Genomic DNA, 20151 nt, shown 5'->3' on the forward strand with positions numbered 1-20151 from the left:
CTTTATATACTGAAAGATGTTTGCTTTGCCGATTAGAGTCTGAGCGCTCGCTCCATTACCGCCATGCGGATTGGAACCCCGTTTCTCATTTGCGGAAAAATCCTCGATTTCGGGCTTTCCACCAGTGCGTCGTCGATCTCCACATCGCGGTTCACCGGAGCCGGATGCATGATGATTGTATGCCCGGCAAGTTTGGCCGCCCGTTCCTCCGTCAAGCCGTACTGGAAGCGGTACTCTTCCGGGGATTTCAGAATCCCCGTTGCATGACGTTCCAGCTGAACTCTCAGCATCATTACCACATCGGCCTTCAGCGCTTCGTCCATGGTTACATAAGGTGCCTCTTCGGCCAGCTCCGGCGCCTGCATCGATTCCGGCGCGCAAAACTTCACTTTAGCCCCGAATTTCTCCAGCGCCCATAGGTTCGAGCGGGCTACCCGGCTGTGCTTGATGTCCCCGATGATTGAAACCCGGAGTCCCTCCAGACTGCCAAATTCCTTCCTCATCGTGTACAGATCCAGCAGCGCCTGGGTAGGATGCTCGTTGTTGCCGTCACCAGCATTCACCAGCGGAACGTTAACCTTCTCGGCCAGCTGGGCCAGGAGCCCGATCGGCTTCAAGCGGATCACCCCGGCATGGATGCCCATCGATTCAAGCGTGCGGACCGTATCGTAGATAGATTCCCCTTTCTCCACGCTGGAGGCTGCTGCTGCAAAGTTCAGCACTTCGGCACCCAGCCGCTTCTCCGCCATTTCGAACGAGAACCGCGTCCGCGTGCTGTTCTCGAAAAACATATTCGCCACAAAACGATCTTTCAGTACCGGAATCACCTTATCCGGCTGTTGCTCCCAATAAGCAGCCCGATCCAGCAGCGTTTCAATTTCCGTGCGGCTGAGGTCCTTGAGCCCCAGCAGACTGCGTTCTTTCAGGATGGTCGATGTAAGGGCCATGTTAGTTCCCCCGCTTCTGTGTAAGTCTGACAACATCCGTCTCGTCGCGTTCCTGGAGTAAAACCTCAATTTCCTCTTCCCGGGAGGTCGGCACATTTTTGCCTACGTAATCCGGGCGGATCGGAAGCTCACGATGTCCGCGGTCTGCAAGCACCGCCAGCTGTATGGATTCAGGACGTCCGCAATCCATGATGGCATCCATCGCCGCGCGTATCGTCCGGCCCGTGAACAGCACGTCATCGACCAGAATCACTTTCTTGCCCTGTACCTCAAGGCCCTTCAGCTGATCTCCCGCCGCGGCAGTGCCCTCGGCGCTTTCCCGGTCGTCCCGGTAAGGAGTTACATCAAGTTCCCCCCAAGGCACCGTGACGCCTTCAATGTCCTCCAGACGTTCTGCAAGCCGCTGGGCCAGATGAACCCCTCGGCTGACGATTCCGACCAGCATACAACCTTCGATTCCTTTGTTTTTCTCTAAAATCTCATGCGCAATCCTCGTTAATGCCCGGCGAATCGCAGCTTCGTCCATAATGACACGGTTCTCGCTCATTCATATCCTCCTCGTTGTGGGCCGCACCCGAACCCCTGACCCTTTAGGTTTGCAGCATTTCGTGAGGTCGTATCCCGGATAACATAAAACTTCATAAAAAAACTCCTCGCCCATTCCAGGCAAGGAGTTCTCTAGCCGCGAACCTACTGTCGCGACTGTCCAAAGGTGTGCAGAAAGAAACCATAACTGTGCCGCACACAGTTAGAGGAACCCTACGCAAACCTCGTTCACGTTACCTTGCCAGCCTCACGGGACTGATTTAAAGGTGCTATTTGATTACCGTGAATTATGACAGAAGACCGAGAACTTGTCAAGATTCGGGCAGGCCGAGTGTTACAGAGAAATGTATGAACAATGAATATTAACGTATATTTTTTTATAAAAACAATTATCTTATTAATAATTATACATTAATATCGTATAAATATCCACACTCTTTTTTGCTCAAATCAAAAAAAGCCCAACGTTGGCGGCAACGTGGGCTTCATGCAGCTATTTTGCTGTTTGTTCAGAACTCATTCCCTCCGATTAAGGAACCAGTCAAAGAGCACCCGTTTTAGTTCGGACGGACGGCCTGTATATAAACCGCTTCACCGGAGAACCCTGCAAGCTGTCCTTGGTCACCTAAATCCATCGAGAAAAAATGACGGATTTCTTCCGGACTTTGCAGCAGCTTGTTCTCTAAAGCTTCTCTCTCCGCTAGCGGAAGACCAGCCCGCTCGCACCATTCCCTGAAGGGAAAAGGTTTGGGGAAACACACGGCCATCTCCATTCGAAATCCTGTGCTTTCCATCAAATGAATCCATTCCGACTTTTTCCATGCCCGGACATGACTTGGATCCCTGAGTTTCTCGATCTCATTATAAAATTGATCCAGACGGTCCTCTTCAGGGGCTACATTGTCAATCAGCAGCAGCTTTCCTCCAGGTTTGAGGACTCGCAGCGCCTCTGCAGTAAAGGCCGTGATATCCGTGAAATGATGGGCGGCGATCCGGCAGGTCACCCGATCAAAGGATGCAGCTTCAAAGGGCAGTTTCTCTGCGTCTCCCGTTACGTAGTTTACATTAGTATGCCCGTTGCCACTAATAAAACGTTCTGCAGCCTCCAGCATTTCAGGGGTCAGGTCGTAGGCGGTCACCTGCTGAACAAGCGGCGCAAGCGCATTGGCTACATGGCCTCCCCCTGTTGCAATATCGAGTACCTTCATATTCCTGTTAGCTTCGGCATGAGACACGAGCCAGTCCAAATCTTCGCCTTTGGCATGTTTCGGGCTGACCACATACTTCTCGGCATTTCGGGAAAACTGCTGCTTGACCTGGTTCTTCTTCGATACATCCATAGATTCATCCATCACAAACTCTCCCTTCAGCAAAAAAACATGGTTCAAAGGATATGCCTTATCGCCATGCTTTTGATCTCTGATTTAGCGTCCGCGCAGCTGCACCAGCAGCTGTTCCATATCTTCCGGCATCGGAGCGGCAAATTCCAGATACTCTCCGCTGCGCGGATGAACAAAACCGAGCACCGCCGCATGCAGCGCTTGTCCGTCCATCTTGATGCCTTTGCTCTTGCCGTACATCGGGTCTCCGACCAGAGGGTGGCCGATAAATTTCATATGCACCCGAATTTGGTGGGTCCGTCCGGTTTCCAGCTGCAGCTCAAGCAGTGTATAATCGCCAAACCGTTCTGCCACTTGAAAATGCGTGACCGCATGTTTGCTGTTCTTCTCGGTGACGGTGAACATCTTCCGGTCAGCGGAATCACGCCCGATCGGCGCATCCACCGTACCTTGATCATGGCTCAGATTGCCGTGAACCAGCGCAAAATATTTACGCGTAACGGAATGGTCTTTAAGCTGGGCTGCAAGCGAAGCGTGGGCCAGATCATTTTTAGCAGCCATCAGCAGACCTGATGTATCCTTATCAATCCGATGGACAATGCCGGGACGGAGTTCGCCGTTAATGCCCGACAAATCCCTGCAGTGAAACATCAACGCGTTTACAAGCGTTCCCGAGGCGTGTCCCGGTGCCGGATGAACGACCATGCCTCTTGGTTTGTTAACAACAATAACATCGCTGTCTTCATAATAAACCTCAAGCGGAATATCTTCCGGCACAATCTCCACGGCGCTTGTCTCCGGAATTTGCACCGTTACTTCATCCCCGGCTGCCAGCTTGTAGTTCGGCTTGACCGCTTTACCGTTAACCGTCACATGGCCGCCGTCAATCCAAAGCTGAATCTGGCTGCGGGAAACCTGCTCTTCCAGGCCCTCCACAATATATTTGTCGATCCGCTGTTTAGCGTCCTTCTCATCAGCCGTCCATTCGTATAGTCCTGTGTTATCCTCGGACATGAAAGACTTGTCCGCTGTCGATGAATAGTCCAGCCGCTCTTCATTTCTCATAACTGATTGTCTCCTTGCGCATCGGCCGGCTTTGTTTTATCCCGGCGGCTTTCCAGCAAAGTATCCAGAATAATTAAGGCGACACCGACTACGATACACGAATCAGCAATATTAAATATCGGGAAAATATAACTGCCAAACGTAAACTGCAGAAAATCCACCACTTCTGCGTTTAAAGAGCGGTCCAGGAAATTGCCGATAGCCCCGCCCAAAATGAGGGAAAGCGCTACAGGAAGCAGCTTCTGGCCATTCTTTTTCACCCGTTCCATATACCAGACAATTCCAATTACAACTGCAACGGTAATGACGATAAAAAACCAGCGTTTACCTTGTAAAATGCCGAAAGCAGCACCTTGGTTCCGGCTTGACGTAATCACAAAAAAATGACCGATGACCGGAATTTCTTCACCGATCTGCATCTGTTTCGCAATCAGGTATTTGGTCCCTTGATCAACCAGAAAAGCGATTAAAGCAATCAAATAATACACCACAGTAGGTTGTCACCCCGTTTATTCTTATGGCGTTCCGGCTTTCCTGATCAGACAGGATTAACCAAAACAAGCTCCCTTATTGTAGCACAGGGTCCAATATACCGTCCATGCACGAAAGGATTTTCCTTCTCTAAAAATAGGCCTTTTGGCGCAACCTAAACGGTAGCACCAGCGAAATTTCTAATCTTCAGGAAGGAGTCCTGTCCGATGGATCACCTGACCCAAACCGAACTGCAGAGTCTTGAAGAACAGCTACTGGAACGCAAGCAGGACCTCGAACGCAGGCTGGAAGACAACGATCACTTTGGCATCGAAGCTTCCCTCCGCGACGAAACCGGCGAGCTGTCCACCAATGATAATCATCCGGCAGACGTCGCCACGGAAATGTTTGAGCGCTCCAAGGATTTATCCCTGCTGGAGCATGCCGAAATGGAACTGACCCGCGTTAATGAAGCTTTGCTTCGCATGCAGGAGGGTTCCTACGGCATCTGTGAAACCTGCGGGGCTGCCATTGACCCGGAGCGTCTGAAGGCGATTCCGGAGACCTGCTATTGCCGCGAGCACAGTCCTCAGCAGTTCGTTTCGGCAAGACGACCGGTGGAGGAAGAACTTCTGTATCCGCCATTTGGCCGAACCAGCTTTGACGAACGTGACGATGAAACCGAATTTGACGGCGAAGACGCCTGGCAGATTGTCGAAAGTTATGGGTCCTCCACCTCCCCGGCTTATGCGGAGGATAACGAGGTCGATGACTACAACGATCTTGAGATTGAAGCAAGCGGTGAGCTGGACGGCTTTACCGAAGCTTTTGAAAGCTTTGTAGCCACCGATATTTACGGCAGCAATCCCGTCTTTTACCGAAACGGCGTTTACCGCAAGCATATGAAAGAAACCAAACATCTGGCTACCGAGGATTCGCTCGGCAAAGGCTCCAACATTTATTAATAAGGTACAGCTAAAGCTGCAGCTGCCTTTGCACGATCCGGACCAGATCCGCGATATAATCGCCGATAATCGGCAGGTTAAGCGCTCCGAGCGCCTGCAGCAAATAAATAATCGTTGCGCCAAACAGGGTCAACCCGATCCCGTAGCCGACGCCTCTCGCCGTACCCGACAATAAATTCAGCCAGATCAGCCGAAATGGCCGGTGAAGCAGCTGGGTATAGTCCGCTATTCTCGATTTCTCCAGCTCATTGGCAAGCCAAACAGTCAGCTCATAGACCCGGTTCACCCGGTCTTCCATATTTTCCGGTTCGCCTTTTGTGTTGATATCGGGCGGCTTCTGCAACCGTCCGTTCAAGCTCGCGTTTTTGTTGTTCAGCTTCATGCAAGGTATCATCCTTTATTCTTCTCAAAAAAAGAACCCAATAGCGCAAACGAGCCGGTCAGTTCCGGAGTGGTCTTTCTTACGACCTCTCCAGGCTGCCCAGCCCGTTCGCTATTCTTTAGCTTGTATTATAACCCTGCACAGGGAAGAGCATGCAGATTCAGACGTTAAACCGCAACCGCTATCCCGATTTTTTTGCTGCCCAAATCGACGATTTCCATATTGGCCGCTTCGCCAAAGCTTACGTCCGTTACCAGAACATTCTCTTTCAATACGTCCATAAACGCCGTAATCGCCTGCTTTAGCTCGTCATCCACCTGCAGCGTCAGAGCCACACGTTTCTCGATCGGAAGATCCAGCTTCTTGCGGGTATCCTGCACGGCCCGAACCACCTCGCGAACCCAGCCTTCCTGCTCGAGCTCAGGGGTAAGATCCGTATTCAGCGCTACGGTGATGCCATAGCCGGAGGCGGAAGCAAAACCTTCCTTGGCTTTCTTCTCGATCAGCAGCTCCTCCGAAGTGATCAGCAGCTCTTCGCCTTCTGGAGAAACAACTGCGAGTTTGCCTGTCTCTACAACCTGACGGGTATCTTCCGGTGCCATGTTTTTCAGGAAGCCTTGCAGGAAGCCGACATTTTTGCCGTATTTCTTGCCCGCTACCTTCAAGTTCAGCTTCAGGGTGAAATCCACAACGCCGCTGTCGCTATTCTCGATTTCGATCTTCTTGACATTGATCTCTTCTTTGATGATCTCTTCATAAGAAGCCGCATCAAAGCTGGTGCTGAGCGAAACGACCAGACCGGAAAGCGGCTGGCGGGTTTTGAGACCCGTTTCGTTCCGTACGTTGCGGGCGAGCTCGACGATTTGACGCGCCGTTTCCATATCCTGCTCCAGCGTTTGGTCGATCAATGCTTCATCCTCTTTTGGATAATCAGCCAAATGTACGCTTTCTCCGCCAGTCAGATTCACAAAGATATCCTCGGAAAGCATCGGCGTGTACGGAGCCATCAGCTTCGCCAAAGTCACCAGCACGCTGGTCAGCGTTTGGTAAGCGGACAATTTGTCTTCGCTCAAGCCTTCGCCCCAGAAACGGTCGCGGGAGCGGCGGATATACCAGTTGCTCAGCTCGTCAACAAATCCTTCAATCGCTTTGGCCGGATTCAGGAAATCGTTCACAGACAGGCCTTTATCCACAGTTCCGATCAAGGAATTCAAACGGGACAATATCCAGCGGTCCAGTTTATTTTCGGACGGACGGAAGGCATGCTCTTCAGCACGATAACCGTCGATGTTCGCATAAAGCGTCAAGAACGCATGTGTGTTCACCAGCGTATCAATCACCTTGGATTTGGCTTCCCCTACAATCCCTTTGGAGAACCGTTTGCTGTTCCACGGTGTGCTGTCGGACAATAAAGCCCAGCGGAAGGCGTCCGTGCCGTATTCATTGATGATGTCCCAAGGGTCGATGACATTGCCTTTGGATTTGGACATCTTTTGTCCGCCCTCATCAAGCACGTGACCCGTCGCGATAACGGCTTTGTAGGCCGGCTTGCCGGTGTACAGGGTCGATACGGCCAACAGGCTGTAGAACCAGCCCCGCGTTTGGTCAATGCCTTCGCAGATCATGTCGGCCGGATACTGCTCGCCGAATGCCGCTTCATTTTCAAACGGATAATGCTGCTGGGCGAAAGGCATCGAACCGCTGTCGAACCAGACGTCGATCACTTCCGGCGTTCTGTTCATCACCGCGCCTTCCTGGAACGGCGATTTTAGCTGAATGCCGTCTACATACGGCTTGTGCAGCTCGATATCCTCCGGGATCTCCCCAACCGCCCGGGCCCTCAGATCGGCAATGCTCTTAGGCGCATATTCCTTGCCGGTTGCTTCACAAACCCAAACATTAAGCGGTGTTCCCCAATAACGGTTCCGGCTGATGTTCCAATCCACCAAATCGTCGAGGAATTTGCCGAAACGGCCTTCGCGGATATGATCCGGATACCATTGAACCGTATTGTTGTTGGCAATCAGCTGTTCTTTAACAGCCGTCGTTTTGATAAACCAGCTGTCCATCGCATAGTAGAGCAGCGGCGTTTTGCAGCGCCAGCAGAAAGGATAGCTGTGCTCGTATTTTTCTTTGCCGTACAGCAGCCCTTTTTCGGACAAAGCTTTGACGATATCTACGTCCAAAGTTTCGTCTTTCACGAACCGGCCGGCAAAATCGCTGACCACGTCTGTATAGCGGCCCTGCTGATCCACGACGTTGATAAACTCCACGCCGTTGTCGCGGCAGGTCTTATAGTCGTCTTCGCCGTGAGCAGGCGCGATATGAACAATCCCTGTACCGCTGGATTCCGTTACGAAAGCAGCGCCCAGAATTTTCAGGCCGTTCTCCGGATGGATATAGCCGAATGGAGCGTCATAGGATTGACCGACCAATTCAGAGCCTTTCAGGCTCGAAAGCACTTCATAGTCGCTTTTCAGCACGTCTTCGGCCAAATTTTTAGCCACGATATAGATCTCGCCGTTTTGTTTGGCACGAACATACTCCAGCTCAGGATTCACCGCAAGCGCGGAGTTCGCCGGCAAGGTCCAAGGCGTTGTCGTCCAGGCCAAAACGTAATCGCCGCTGTTTTTCAGCTTGAATTTGGCCGTGGCACTGAGGTCCTTCACATCTTCATAGCCTTGGGCCACCTCATGGGAGCTAAGAGTGGTCTGACAGCTAGGGCAATACGGACTGACGCGGTGACCGCGGTACAGCAGCCCTTTCTCATGAATCGTGCCGAGGATATTCCAGACACTTTCAATATAGCTGTTGTCCATCGTGATATAAGGATGATCGAGATCCGTCCAGTAAGCAATCGCTTCGGTCAGTTCTCTCCACTGCTTCTCATATTCGAATACGCTCGCTTTACATTTCTTGACAAACTCTTCGATGCCATAATTTTCGATTTCCTGTTTGCCGGAAATGCCAAGCTGCTTCTCTACGCCAAGCTCCACCGGAAGACCATGGGTATCCCAGCCGGCCTTGCGCACAACGCGGTAACCGTTCATCGTCTGGTAACGGCCGATAAAGTCCTTGATGACGCGGCCCAGCACGTGCCCGATATGCGGTTTGCCGTTGGCGGTCGGCGGCCCTTCGTAGAAGACGTAATTCGGACGGCCTTCCCGGTTTTGAATTGTTTTTTGAAACGTATTTTCCTGCTGCCATTTGGCGAGAATCCGCTGCTCGCGTGCCCGCGCCTTTTCTTTCACATCAACTTTTTGCACTTGAATGACACCCTCTCATCAATGATTGGAAGCAACAAAAAAAGCCCCCGTCCCAAAGGGACGAGAACTATGCTCGCGTTACCACCCTAATTCCATAATGCGCTTCATTCTTGCCGCGAAGAAATAAGCCATTATGACTCTCATAGCCCGCATGACTTCCACACGGGGCCTGTGTAACGGCAGGCTGGCCGGTCAAGCTTACACATTCAAAAGCAGAGGTCTAACCGGTTCAATAACCCGCGCCACACTTTGAATTTTCAGCTTCACATCTCCGGGATGATATACCTTCTGCGTGCTGAACATCGGCTTTCAGCAAGATGCCGACTCTCTGGGGAACAACCCCGCAGCGTACGAATTCCCATCATCAATATTTCAATATAAGACGACAATTAAATGTAATCTATATTGTATAACACTTACTTTAAATGTCAACCATTAAAAGCCCGTTTGTTAAGCAGTATGGCCTAACCGGTCCTTTAATAAACTTCCCTTACTTCCCGTTCACGCTGCTCCTTCTCAACCGAACTATGGTCTTCCAGAGACTCCCAGCCCTCTTGACTTAACAATTCAAGCTGTGCTTCCACAAGCGTACGGAAACGGGCGCGGTAAATGGAGGCCTGCTTCTTCAATTCTTCCACTTCCAAAGAAACGCGGCGAGATTTGGACAGCGATTCATTGATAATCCGGTCGGCGTTCTTCTCCGCTTCCTTAATAATGAGCTGCGCTTCCTTCTTCGCGTTGTTTCTTACTTCATCCGCAGCTTCCTGGGCTACGATGATTGTTTTGCTTAATGTTTCTTCAATATTTGCAAAATGATCCAGCTTCTCCTGAACAGCCAGCAGCTGATTCTGCAATTCCTTATTCTCGCGAATCACGATCTCATAATCTTTAATAACCTGGTCAAGGAATTCGTTCACTTCATCTTCGTCATAACCGCGAAGTCTTCTAGAGAACTCCTTGTTATGTATGTCCAGCGGTGTTAATGGCATGGGAAGCACCTCCTGAATGATTTAAACCGTGAATATACACGCATGTATTCTTTATCGTCAAATCGTCGATAAGCGTTTAACCCTGAAAATCGGTACAGCCTGTATTCCTTCGCAGATGGGGTAAATCAATCTATTCGACAAGAATTCGCGATCTCCTGCAAAGGATTTATACAAATTTCCCGATTTTCACGCGGTACCTCCCCTTTTTCGTCACACCTTCGAGCTCCAGCACCTTGAATCGGCCAAATCCCTTCAGCGATACCACATCTCCTTCTTTGAGCGGCTTGGAAGGGTCTTCCTCCGTCTTCCAGTTCACTCGGCAGCGGCCCGCCTTAATAGGCGCCAGAATTTTGCTGCGGCTGAGCCGAAATACGTCGCCGGCAATTCCGTCCAAACGCAAAGAAGCCACCGTAATGTCCAGCGGCTCCTGAACGGATACAACTGTCTTCAGTTCGTCCAATTCCAGAATGTCCGTTAATACGGTCACACGGTGTACCTGCCGAAGGTGCAGATTAAGGAAATCCGCGATGTCGGCTGTCACAATGACATGGCAGCCGTCTTCCCGCACATGGAAGTCGCCAATGACATCGCGTTTGAGGCCAAGGCCAAGGATGGCTCCCATGTAATCGCCATGATCCAGCTCGGCTATCCGTTCGTCTTCCGACACAATGCTGATGACCTTCATCTCCATCGGCTCGCTGTCCAAATCCCGATAGTCCGGCGCAATCAAAGCGCGCCGTCTTTCGGCTCCGTCGTATCCACCGTACAGCCGTAGAGCGGCATCCGGATGGCGGTTGACAAGACTGGTCAGAATAAGGCTTTGCCGCGGGTCCAGAAACCCCGTCAGCTTCACTTCATGATAGTCGCCGGCATTGACCACCCATTCCCAGGCCCGGTCGATAAACGGCTTCTCTTCAGGCAGGAAATGCACATAAATATCGTCCGTTGCCATTTCAATAGAACACCAGACTCAAAATGTATTTCAGACCCAATACCGCATAACGAAGCGCAATCAAAGCGATGATCGGCGAAATATCAATCATCCCCATAATAGGCGGGATAAAACGTCTGAAGACGGAAAGATACGGTTCTACCAGCTTGCCCAGCCATTCGCCGACGAAGCTCTCGCGAACATTCGGCAGCCAGGACATGAGCACATAAATAATAATCAAAAAGTAATATATCGAACTTAAAATATCAATTAAACTAAAGATCAATTCCACGGTCACCTCATTCTGTTGTAGTCTTGTTCCTCGGTCAAAATCTCCGTGATGGACCCTGAAATTTCAACGGTATCCGGCGTACACAAAAAAATGTTCTCACCGATCTTGGAAATACCGCCGTTAAGCGCATAAACGGTGCCGCTCAAGAAATCGATGATCCGCATGCCCTGATCTTTGCGAACACGCTGCAGGTTCACTACAACTGTGCGGTGTGACCGCAAATGATCGGCAATTTCCTGAGCTTCATCGTATGAGCGGGGTTCATTCAGGATGACTTTGACATTTTTCTGGGAATGAATGCTGACCACATTGCTCCCCCTCTGATTTTTACGTTGTTCAAAGCTTGGGGTTTCAATTTCCTGCTGTTCAGGCTCAAAAACTTTCTCGCGCTCTACGACTTCCTCTTCTTCTTGCAGCCCCAGAAAGTTCATAAATCGGTTCATCACGCTCATTACGATTCCTCCTCTCCTTTCCCTACCAATAGGGAACCCAGGCGCAGCCAAGTCGCACCTTCCTGTACCGCAATTTCGAAATCGTTCGACATGCCCATGGATAATTCGGTCAGCGGTTCTGGGCTCACCTTCATTTCATTAAGCTTGTCCCTCAATGCCCGAAGCCCCCTGAAGACAGGCCGGGTATCCTCCGGCTGCGCCTCAAAGGGAGCCATCGTCATCAAGCCAACGACCTGTAAATGTTGGAATGGGGATAACCCCCTGATAAAATCAGGGACTTCTTCAGGGGGCAAACCCGACTTACTGTCTTCGCCCGAAATGTTGACCTGCACAAACACTTTAACCGTAATCCCGGCGGCTGAACACCTCTTCTCAAGCTCCTCCGCCAATGCCATACGGTCCAAGGAATGGATATATGCGAATTTGTGGATGACATCCTTGACTTTCCTGGTTTGCAAGTTCCCGATGAAATGCCAGGTTCCGCGTCCTTCGAGCGCCTCCCACTTGGGAGCGGCGTGTTCGATCCGGTTCTCCCCGATCTGATCCAAACCCGCCTCCAGAACAGCGGCAGTCTCTGCCGTGGATACGTATTTGGTCACCGCCACAACCTTGATTTCTTCCCTCTTTCGTCCGCTTGCTTCGCAGGCTCGCTGAATCCGCGTTTCAACCTGCTCTATCCGTTCTTTAAGTGACAGAAGAGTTCACCTCTCCTTCAGGCCTATAAAGCTGGCCATTCTCCCTGTCTTGCCGTTCTCTTTCCTGTGTGAGAAAAAAATCTCCACATGGGTGCTTGTGCACCACCCTGTACATTCGATATGACTCGGCATAATTCCTGCTTTTATCATAATCATTCGATTTAATTCTTTCAAGTTCAGCAGCCAGCGCCCGTCGTTGGGCGATTCCTTGTACGGATGGACCGCCTCGTTCCGGTTCCCGCTGTCATTACCCAGCTGCTCCAGCAGAGGCCACACATGCTGCATGACCTTGTCATCCACCTCATAAGCCGACTCGCCGATTGACGGTCCGATAGCCGCCAGCAGCTGCTCGGTTTCTGTTCCGTAAGTCTCCTGCATCGTCTTCACGACCTCGGCCGCAATTTCGGCAACGGTCCCTTTCCAGCCCGCATGAGCAAGGCCTACAGCCCGGTGTACGGGATCAAAGAAATACAGCGGTACACAATCCGCGTAAAAAGATGTCAGCAGGATGCCGGGCACATCCGTGACCAGGCCATCCGTCTCCTGGAACGCGCTTTCGCGGTCCAGCCGGCCTCTTCCCCGATCATCAGCAGTAACGACCGCCACCCGGGAGCCGTGCGTCTGCTCCCCGCAGGTCAACGCCTCCGGCTCAAAACCAAGCGCCAGGGCAAGGCGCCGGCGGTTCTCCAGCACGTCTTCCGGCCGATCCCCGACATGGAGCGCCAGATTCAAGCTCCCGTAAGGCGGCTCCGAAACGCCTCCGCCCCGCCCGGTAAATCCCGCAGCAAGCCGCGGTTCAGCGGCCGCCCATTTTTGGAGCTCCAGAATTTGTGGTTCTCCCTCTTGATACGTTTTCCCAATAAACGGTTCCATATGCTCGCTCACCTCGTTAAAGCCGGCTCCTCTTGCCGCAGCTGATGTTTGTGACCAGTGTATCATATTTCAGAACAGCTTACCGCGCGACAAGCCAAAAAACCTTTTAATAGTTCCGGCGGTCCCCCCGCCCTTCTTTCATTTCCCGGTATTCGCGGGCGTCCCGCTCCGCATAAGCCATCCGGTCCGACTCCGATCCGCTCGGCACGCTGGTTTTTGGTTCCTCCATTTTGACAAGAACGACATCAGAGCCGATTTTGACGATATTTTTCCAAGGGATAATAAGATCGCTTCCCCCGCCGAACAACCCCATAAATTTGCTGTAACCGGGAACGACGATCGCTTCAATCACCCCCCGGCCCAAATCCAGCTCCAAATCGCTGATCTGCCCCAGGCGGCGTCCATCCACTACATTGATTACATCTTTAGTTTGAAAATCGGAAATTTTCACCTTTCTCCCTCCGCTCTCCATGTGCCTTTGCTTGGTCTAATATATGTAGGCATGGGACGATATAGCCGAAAAATCAGTCCGGGATTTCCGCATAAAAAAAACGATCCCGGAAAGGATCGTTTAGGACTTCACATGTTTCTGCATTTGTACAATGGCGGATTTCTCTAATCGGGAGACCTGGGCCTGGGAAATGCCGATTTCGTCGGCAACCTCCATCTGCGTTTTGCCTTCGAAGAAACGCATGGACAAAATCATTTTCTCCCGTCGGCCCAATCTCTGCATCGCTTCGCGCAGCGCAATGCCTTCAATCCAGGAAATGTCCTTGTTCCGGTCATCACTGATTTGGTCCATGACATAAATCGGATCCCCGCCGTCATTATAGATTGGTTCAAATAATGAGACAGGGTCCTGAATGGAATCAAGTGCAAAAACAACGTCTTCCTTGGGAAGACCAAGCGCTGCCGAAATCTCAAGCACAGTAGGTTCTCGTGAATTCTGATTCGTCAGGCTGTCGCGCATTTGCAGCGCCTTATAAGCAATGTCCCGCAGCGAACGCGATACCCGGATCGGATTGTTGTCGCGCAGGTACCTGCGGATTTCACCGATGATCATCGGTACGGCATAAGTAGAAAATTTGACGTTTTGAGACAGGTCAAAATTGTCTATAGCCTTCATGAGACCGATACATCCGACTTGAAACAGATCGTCCACGAACTCGCCCCTATTGTTAAAGCGCTGGATAACGCTGAGCACGAGCCGCAAATTCCCATTGACCAGCTTTTCTCTTGCTGCTCGCACGTGGTCTTGCTGCAAAGAAACAAATAGTTCACGCATTTCCGCATTCGTTAGCACTGGCAGTTTCGCGGTATCCACACCGCAAATCTCGACTTTGTTTCGAGCCATCGTGTCATACCTCCCAAGGTGAAACATTAATGTTCATTATCTCCTTGGGCTGTCTTTTTATTCCTGAAAAAGTTTTTAAGAAGGGGGGCCCTCCCTCCTTGTACCTTAAACCATTTTGTTAAACTCCTTGCGCAGCCGCTTGATAATCCGCTTCTCCAGGCGGGAGATATAGGATTGGGAAATGCCGAGCAGATCGGCCACATCCTTTTGGGTTTTCTCTTCCCCTCCCTGCAGGCCAAATCGCAGTTCCATAATCATTCTCTCCCGGTCAGACAGCTTATCCAGCGCTTTATGCAGCAGCTTGCGATCCACCTGCTCTTCAATGTTGCGGTAAATCGTATCGTTCTCCGTGCCCAGCACGTCGGACAGCAGCAGTTCATTGCCGTCCCAGTCAATGTTCAGCGGTTCGTCAAAGGAGACCTCGGTACGGATTTTGTTATTTCTGCGCAGGTACATCAAAATTTCGTTCTCAATACAACGCGAAGCGTATGTAGCGAGCTTGATCTTTTTCTCCGGGTCGAAGGTATTGACCGCTTTGATCAGGCCGATCGCCCCAATCGAAACCAGATCCTCGATATTGATGCCGGTATTCTCGAACTTTCTGGCAATATAAACGACAAGCCGCAGATTGCGTTCAATCAGCATGGCACGGATCGCCGTATCTCCTGAGGACAACTTCTGCAGTAAATATTCTTCTTCTTCCCGGGTCAAAGGAGGCGGAAGCGCTTCACTGCCCCCAATATAATAAATTTCTTCACTTTTGAGTCCGAACATAAACAAGAAACGATAATACTGAAGCTGCAGCCGCAGCTTTAACTTTACACCCATGCCTGTTTCCTCCCCTGTTTGCATCATGTGGTCAACTGCTTTTCCGCTCGGCTTCAAGACCTGGCTGAGACCGGAGCTCCGAAGCAAAAGAATGTGGCGCAGCTTCCCGCTCTGTACCGGGCTCTACCAGCGAAGGATGGATAATCGCCTGATACCCCCCTTCGGACGACAGCTTTCCTCCATCAAGCCCGATCAGCGCACGGCGGGAGACATGCATCTGTTCCCCGATCTTAATCCGGACTTCGTCCGGTTTCATAGCCAGCATAAATTGGGAACCTTTGTTGATCCCCCGGTAAGGCACCAGCCGCAGACGGTCCCGCCAGGGGAATACGTCCATTTCTCCCAGCTCCAGCAGAAGGTTGTCCGCTTGACCTTGGGCAAGCTTCTCTTTCCAGCCGGGGGGCAGCACGTCCTGCCAAAGCCCCGCCTCCATGACCATCACCGGCATCCGGGTCAGCGGATCGGTCAACTGATTGCCGGTGTCGATCAGGCCCTGGCAGTGAACCGTATAACCTTCAATTTCCACCGTCACCTCGCCGGTGTAAGAGCTCAGCCTTTCCTGTCTTTGCCGGCTGTTCTGAACCGTTTTGAACATCCACAGGACGACTGCAATCCCAATGAGCGCAAACAGAGTGCCCACCTTAAGCCTGAAGCTCATCCCGCCCGATTGGGTAAACATAATGCCGTTCCACAGCTCGCTCGAGCTCATCAGCAAATAATGGATGCCAAGTATGCCTCCGGCAGCAACAAAGTTCACTACATAGAAAGCCCCCAGATTGCGCATGTAATTCTGCAAGCTGCCAAATCCGAAAGCCACCCACAGCATCACGATAGAGAATAGAAATTTGATAAGGAACGTATACATAAATGACAGCTGAGGCAAAAACATCATCAAGCAGTAGAGCGCCCCTATGACGGCCGATAAAACGACCCGCCAAATCTTCGGCTTTTGCTTTCTCATCCAGGCTGTTGTAAGCAGCAGCGCACCATCGATAAACAGATTGGTCAAAAAAATCAAATCGATATAAACTACCATCCATTCACCCGCTCCTATTTCCTGCCATTCGGCGCACTGCAGCCGTTCATAGGAACAAAGCCGGCAGGGATGTGTTTAAGTATAAAGAGATTTGGGCAGGAAGTCTGTCAAACAATGAAGGCGGATGCCGGACTTTTTTTGTCGGACGATTTGGAATTGTGGAAGGGACAAGCGGGGAAAACAAAAAGCCGAACCTTGGAAACCCAAGGTTCGACTTTGCTTAACAAAGAGTATAAGAGCTTATTCGTTATTGTTGCGGCGATTGCGAAGGAAGGTAGGAATATCGAGCTGGTCCGGCGTAGCTTGATTGCCGAACGGACGCAGCGAGGAATTCCGGTTGTCTGGCTGTTCCCCAAGACCTGTCGCCGGTTTACGAGGCGGAACACCTGCGCTAGACTTATTCTCAAAGCCTGTAGCAATGACCGTAACTTTGATTTCTTCCTTCAGATCCTCGTCGATAATCGCACCAAAGATCATGTTCACTTCCGGATCTGAGGCCGAGATCACGATTTCCGCAGCTTCATTAACTTCATAGAGCGACAGGTTGGAGCCGCCGGTAATATTCATAATCACGCCTCGCGCGCCTTCGATAGACGTTTCGAGCAATGGGCTCATGATCGCTTTGCGCGCCGCTTCGGCTGCACGGTTCTCGCCTGTAGCAAGGCCGATTCCCATCAGGGCCGAGCCTCGTTCCGTCATAATCGTCTTCACGTCGGCAAAGTCAAGGTTAATCAAGCCCGGTACGGCGATCAGGTCGGAAATACCCTGTACAGCTTGACGAAGAACGTTGTCCGCTTCGCGGAACGCTTCGAGCATCGGGGTTTTCTTGTCGACGATCTCGAGCAGTCGGTCGTTTGGAATCACGATCAACGTGTCGACTTTTTCTTTCAAACCTTCAATCCCCAGCTCTGCCTGAGAAGAACGTTTGCGTCCTTCAAAAGTAAATGGACGGGTCACGACACCTACGGTGAGCGCTCCACATTCTTTGGCAATTTCAGCAATGACAGGAGCCGCACCGGTTCCGGTTCCACCGCCCATACCTGCGGTCACAAACACCATATCCGCGCCTTTCAGCGTGTTGGCGATCAGTTCGCGAGATTCCTCTGCCGCCTTCTTGCCGACCTCAGGATTAGCCCCGGCGCCAAGGCCGCGGGTCAGCTTGTCGCCGATCTGCAGCTTGTGCTCGGATTTAGCCAGATGCAGCGCTTGGGCATCCGTGTTCACCGTAATGAACTCAACGCCTTGAACGCCATTTTCGATCATCCGGTTAACCGCGTTGCTGCCACCCCCGCCCACGCCAATCACTTTAATTTTTGCTAAAGTTTCCATTTCAAAATCAAATTCCAACATACTCTTCCAATCCCCCTCGTGTGTGCCTGGACGGCCCGTCCATCGTTAAGACGCTGTCACTATATAAATTCACTGAAAATATTCTTGATTCGCTCCACAAAACCCGTCTTGCGCGGATTCTCCGGGGAAGGGGCAGGTTTGCTCCGATTCGCCGGCTTCTTGGGACTGCTGGTTGTACTGGCTGCACTGCGTACCCGCAGGCCGCGAATGACATTATGCAATATCCCCACACCGCTTGTGAAACCCGGGTCCCTTACGCCGATATAATCGGGCACCGCTATGCGCACCGAGGCGGCAAGCTCCTGCTGGGCCACTTCAAGAAGTCCCGGCATGGAGACTGTTCCACCCGTAAGTATATAACCTCCAGGCAGCTCCGTATAACCAAGACGTTTGACCTCCTGGCGGATAAGCTGGAAGATCTCCTGCACACGCGGCTCGGCAATAGCAGCCAAATCTTCCTGCGTAAATTCCTTGTCCACATTGCTTCCGATCCGGGTCACCTTAAAGGTCACATCCGGAGCCGCCGCCTCAATCCATGCACAGCCGTATTTGAGCTTCACTTTCTCCGCTTGATCGGTCAACGTTCGAAGGCCATAGGCGATATCGTTGGTAATAAACTCGCCCCCGATCGGCAGTGTGGATGTTGCGGCAATTGTGCCGTTTTCAAAAACGGCAATGGTGGTAGCGCCTGCGCCGATATCAACCAGAACCGACCCCATTGTTTTCTCGTCTTTGGAAAGAGCCAATTGGCCGGCACCCAAGGAGAGAAGAACCAAATCCTTAATTTTGAGCCCCGCTTTCTCTACACAACGCAAGAGGTTATGTATTGCTGTCTTGGATCCGGTAATAATCGTCGCTTCCACTTCCAAGCGAACCCCGATCATTCCTCTCGGGTCCTGAATCCCTTCCAGGCCATCCACTACATACTGCTTGGCCACCACATCGATAATTTCGCGTTCCGGCGGAACAGCAATCACTTCGGACGCTTTCAGGACACGTTCGATATCTTCTTCACCGATTTCGCGATCCTCGTTTGAAACGGCCACAACTCCGTGGCTCGTCTGTAGTCCGATATGATTCCCGGAAATGCCAACATAAACTTCGGATATTTGAATACCCACCATACGTTCTGCATGATCTATAGCATTTTTGATAGACTGCACAGTTTGGTCAATATCGACAATCGCGCCCTTGCGAATGCCTTCCGAGTCGGCAGATCCAACTCCAATAATATTAAAGGTTCCGTTGCTTACTTCCCCGATAATAGCCCGAACTTTGGATGTACCGATGTCCAAACTAACAATGATGTCATTGTTGCTCAAGTCCTTGGCACCTCCTGTAATCAGTAATAATAGTTGTTTATGAGAACATATACTAAACTATAATATTCAACGCAACTAACCCGTTCCCTCTTTTTTCTACATTTTTTTTTACCGTAAAGAACATGCCAATTTCAACCAACTAAAGCGAATTGACGGCTCAAAGAGTAAAAAAGAGAGGCAGACTGGCAGATAGTCCATAAAATGTATTCTACCATTGATTTCTACTCGTGAGTAGTGCCATTTTCCCCGTCTTCAGCCTGGGATGGATCCACAAAAGGCACATAAGTATCAGCTTCCAGCATCGTAATCAGACCCGGCTGCTGTGTTTCGATAATATCATTTAAATATTCGGCCTTTTCCGGCAGCAGAGAGATGGTCGTCAGAACCTCGAAACCGGAGCGGGTGTACAGCTTGATCCGGTCCGCAAACGAAAGCGTCGGCGACGGCAAAATTTCCGAGAAATCGGAAGTCAGGTCGTCGGGCATTTTCCCAAGCGTTGAGCAAAGCTTCAAGAGATTCACCTGATCTTTCTCCCAGCCGGACAACATCGGCTTCTCCAGCGAAGTCCCCTGTTTAACCAGCACCTTGCTGCCGTTTGACAGATAAGCTGTCAGCTTTCCCTCCTTCGAAAGCTCGTAAGCCACCGGAGGATATTCCTTAACCGTAATCTCAACGGTGCCGGGGAACCGCTTGTCCACCGTTACGCTTTGAATCGAAGGGATTTTCGAGATGCGTTTGATGATCGTTCCCGCGCTTGTCCCAAAAAAGTTTTCTCCAATTTGAATTCCGCTTTGTTTAAGCAGTTCTTCATTGGTTGAATAGGTGCTCCCGCGGAATTGGATATCAGAGATCTTGCTTAGCGAAGAGCGGAAAAATAAAACACTGAGCAGCACGATAAACAAAACAATCAGCAGCGCCGCCACTTTTCTGCTCGTGTTCTTCTTCGGTTTAGGATTCTTTAAAACGGGAATATTGGATTTAGGCATAGTCATCTCCGAAAAAGCCTTTGATCCCCTCCTGACGGAGGGGATAACAAGAGGCGTATAT

At 51.0% G+C, this 20151-nt stretch carries 21 protein-coding genes; 1 reads left to right on the forward strand and 20 read right to left on the reverse strand.

The annotated features are described in order from the left end of the window. Nucleotides 1-32: 32 nt before the first annotated feature. The 5 genes from AWM70_RS11150 to lspA form a co-directional block, all read right to left on the reverse strand. Nucleotides 33-947, reverse strand: coding sequence for an aspartate carbamoyltransferase catalytic subunit (locus AWM70_RS11150; protein ID WP_068696396.1), 915 nt, complete (start codon nt 945-947; stop codon nt 33-35). A 1-nt stretch (nt 948) separates the two neighbouring features. Next, nucleotides 949-1494 (reverse strand): bifunctional pyr operon transcriptional regulator/uracil phosphoribosyltransferase PyrR, encoded by a 546-nt coding sequence (gene pyrR, locus AWM70_RS11155; RefSeq protein ID WP_068696397.1) that lies wholly within the window; start codon nt 1492-1494, stop codon nt 949-951. A 556-nt stretch (nt 1495-2050) separates the two neighbouring features. Next, nucleotides 2051-2833, reverse strand: a complete 783-nt coding sequence (locus AWM70_RS11160) for a class I SAM-dependent methyltransferase (protein WP_068700585.1) — start codon at nt 2831-2833, stop codon at nt 2051-2053. A gap of 84 nt (nt 2834-2917) precedes the next feature. Further along, nucleotides 2918-3847, reverse strand: coding sequence for an RluA family pseudouridine synthase (locus AWM70_RS11165; RefSeq protein WP_068700587.1), 930 nt, complete (start codon nt 3845-3847; stop codon nt 2918-2920). Between the two features lie 47 nt (nt 3848-3894). Continuing rightward, entirely contained in the window at nt 3895-4389 is a 495-nt protein-coding gene (gene lspA, locus AWM70_RS11170) for a signal peptidase II (protein ID WP_068696399.1), read from the reverse strand. A 207-nt stretch (nt 4390-4596) separates the two neighbouring features. Between lspA and AWM70_RS11175 the strand changes: the two genes are divergently transcribed. Further along, entirely contained in the window at nt 4597-5334 is a 738-nt protein-coding gene (locus tag AWM70_RS11175) for a TraR/DksA C4-type zinc finger protein (RefSeq protein ID WP_068696400.1), read from the forward strand. A 10-nt stretch (nt 5335-5344) separates the two neighbouring features. Here AWM70_RS11175 and AWM70_RS11180 read toward each other — a convergent pair whose 3' ends face one another. The 15 genes from AWM70_RS11180 to AWM70_RS11250 form a co-directional block, all read right to left on the reverse strand. Continuing rightward, a complete protein-coding gene (locus tag AWM70_RS11180) occupies nt 5345-5632 on the reverse strand; it encodes a DUF5665 domain-containing protein (RefSeq protein WP_068700589.1) in 288 nt (95 codons plus the stop codon). A 251-nt stretch (nt 5633-5883) separates the two neighbouring features. Continuing rightward, a complete protein-coding gene (gene ileS / locus AWM70_RS11185) occupies nt 5884-8982 on the reverse strand; it encodes an isoleucine--tRNA ligase (RefSeq protein WP_068696402.1) in 3099 nt (1032 codons plus the stop codon). 476 nt (nt 8983-9458) lie between these two features. Next, nucleotides 9459-9971 carry a DivIVA domain-containing protein gene (locus AWM70_RS11190; protein WP_068696404.1) on the reverse strand — a complete coding sequence of 171 codons (513 nt, stop codon included), beginning with the start codon at nt 9969-9971 and terminating at the stop codon, nt 9459-9461. 166 nt (nt 9972-10137) lie between these two features. Then, nucleotides 10138-10923: a YlmH family RNA-binding protein gene (locus AWM70_RS11195; RefSeq protein ID WP_068696406.1), complete on the reverse strand. Its 786-nt coding sequence runs from the start codon at nt 10921-10923 to the stop codon at nt 10138-10140. 1 nt (nt 10924) lies between these two features. Continuing rightward, complete coding sequence (locus AWM70_RS11200; RefSeq protein WP_068696408.1) at nt 10925-11200, reverse strand: YggT family protein; 276 nt, start codon at nt 11198-11200, stop codon at nt 10925-10927. After that, nucleotides 11197-11646 (reverse strand): cell division protein SepF, encoded by a 450-nt coding sequence (locus AWM70_RS11205; RefSeq protein ID WP_068696410.1) that lies wholly within the window; start codon nt 11644-11646, stop codon nt 11197-11199. The genes AWM70_RS11200 and AWM70_RS11205 overlap by 4 nt, the downstream gene beginning before the upstream one ends. Continuing rightward, nucleotides 11646-12341, reverse strand: a complete 696-nt coding sequence (locus tag AWM70_RS11210) for a YggS family pyridoxal phosphate-dependent enzyme (protein WP_068696412.1) — start codon at nt 12339-12341, stop codon at nt 11646-11648. The genes AWM70_RS11205 and AWM70_RS11210 overlap by 1 nt, the downstream gene beginning before the upstream one ends. 6 nt (nt 12342-12347) lie before the next feature. Further along, a complete protein-coding gene (pgeF, locus tag AWM70_RS11215; protein ID WP_068696414.1) occupies nt 12348-13214 on the reverse strand; it encodes a peptidoglycan editing factor PgeF in 867 nt (288 codons plus the stop codon). A 106-nt stretch (nt 13215-13320) separates the two neighbouring features. Continuing rightward, the gene (locus tag AWM70_RS11220) at nt 13321-13686 is read right to left on the reverse strand and encodes a YlmC/YmxH family sporulation protein (RefSeq protein WP_068696415.1); all 366 of its coding nucleotides are present in this window, start codon (nt 13684-13686) and stop codon (nt 13321-13323) included. Nucleotides 13687-13785: 99 nt separating this feature from the next. Beyond that, nucleotides 13786-14568, reverse strand: a complete 783-nt coding sequence (gene sigG, locus AWM70_RS11225) for an RNA polymerase sporulation sigma factor SigG (RefSeq protein ID WP_068696416.1) — start codon at nt 14566-14568, stop codon at nt 13786-13788. Between the two features lie 105 nt (nt 14569-14673). Beyond that, nucleotides 14674-15396, reverse strand: coding sequence for an RNA polymerase sporulation sigma factor SigE (gene sigE, locus AWM70_RS11230; RefSeq protein ID WP_068696417.1), 723 nt, complete (start codon nt 15394-15396; stop codon nt 14674-14676). Nucleotides 15397-15427: 31 nt separating this feature from the next. After that, on the reverse strand, nt 15428-16432 hold the full coding sequence (gene spoIIGA, locus AWM70_RS11235) for a sigma-E processing peptidase SpoIIGA (protein ID WP_068696419.1): 1005 nt from the start codon (nt 16430-16432) through the stop codon (nt 15428-15430). 240 nt (nt 16433-16672) lie between these two features. Beyond that, on the reverse strand, nt 16673-17782 hold the full coding sequence (gene ftsZ, locus AWM70_RS11240) for a cell division protein FtsZ (protein WP_068696421.1): 1110 nt from the start codon (nt 17780-17782) through the stop codon (nt 16673-16675). A 59-nt stretch (nt 17783-17841) separates the two neighbouring features. Continuing rightward, nucleotides 17842-19104 carry a cell division protein FtsA gene (ftsA, locus tag AWM70_RS11245; RefSeq protein ID WP_068696423.1) on the reverse strand — a complete coding sequence of 421 codons (1263 nt, stop codon included), beginning with the start codon at nt 19102-19104 and terminating at the stop codon, nt 17842-17844. Nucleotides 19105-19325: 221 nt separating this feature from the next. Then, a complete protein-coding gene (locus tag AWM70_RS11250) occupies nt 19326-20090 on the reverse strand; it encodes a cell division protein FtsQ/DivIB (protein ID WP_068696425.1) in 765 nt (254 codons plus the stop codon). Between the last annotated feature and the right edge of the window lie 61 nt (nt 20091-20151).

Source organism: Paenibacillus yonginensis (assembly GCF_001685395.1).
In the GTDB taxonomy this organism is placed as follows: Bacteria; Bacillota; Bacilli; order Paenibacillales; family Paenibacillaceae; genus Fontibacillus; species Fontibacillus yonginensis.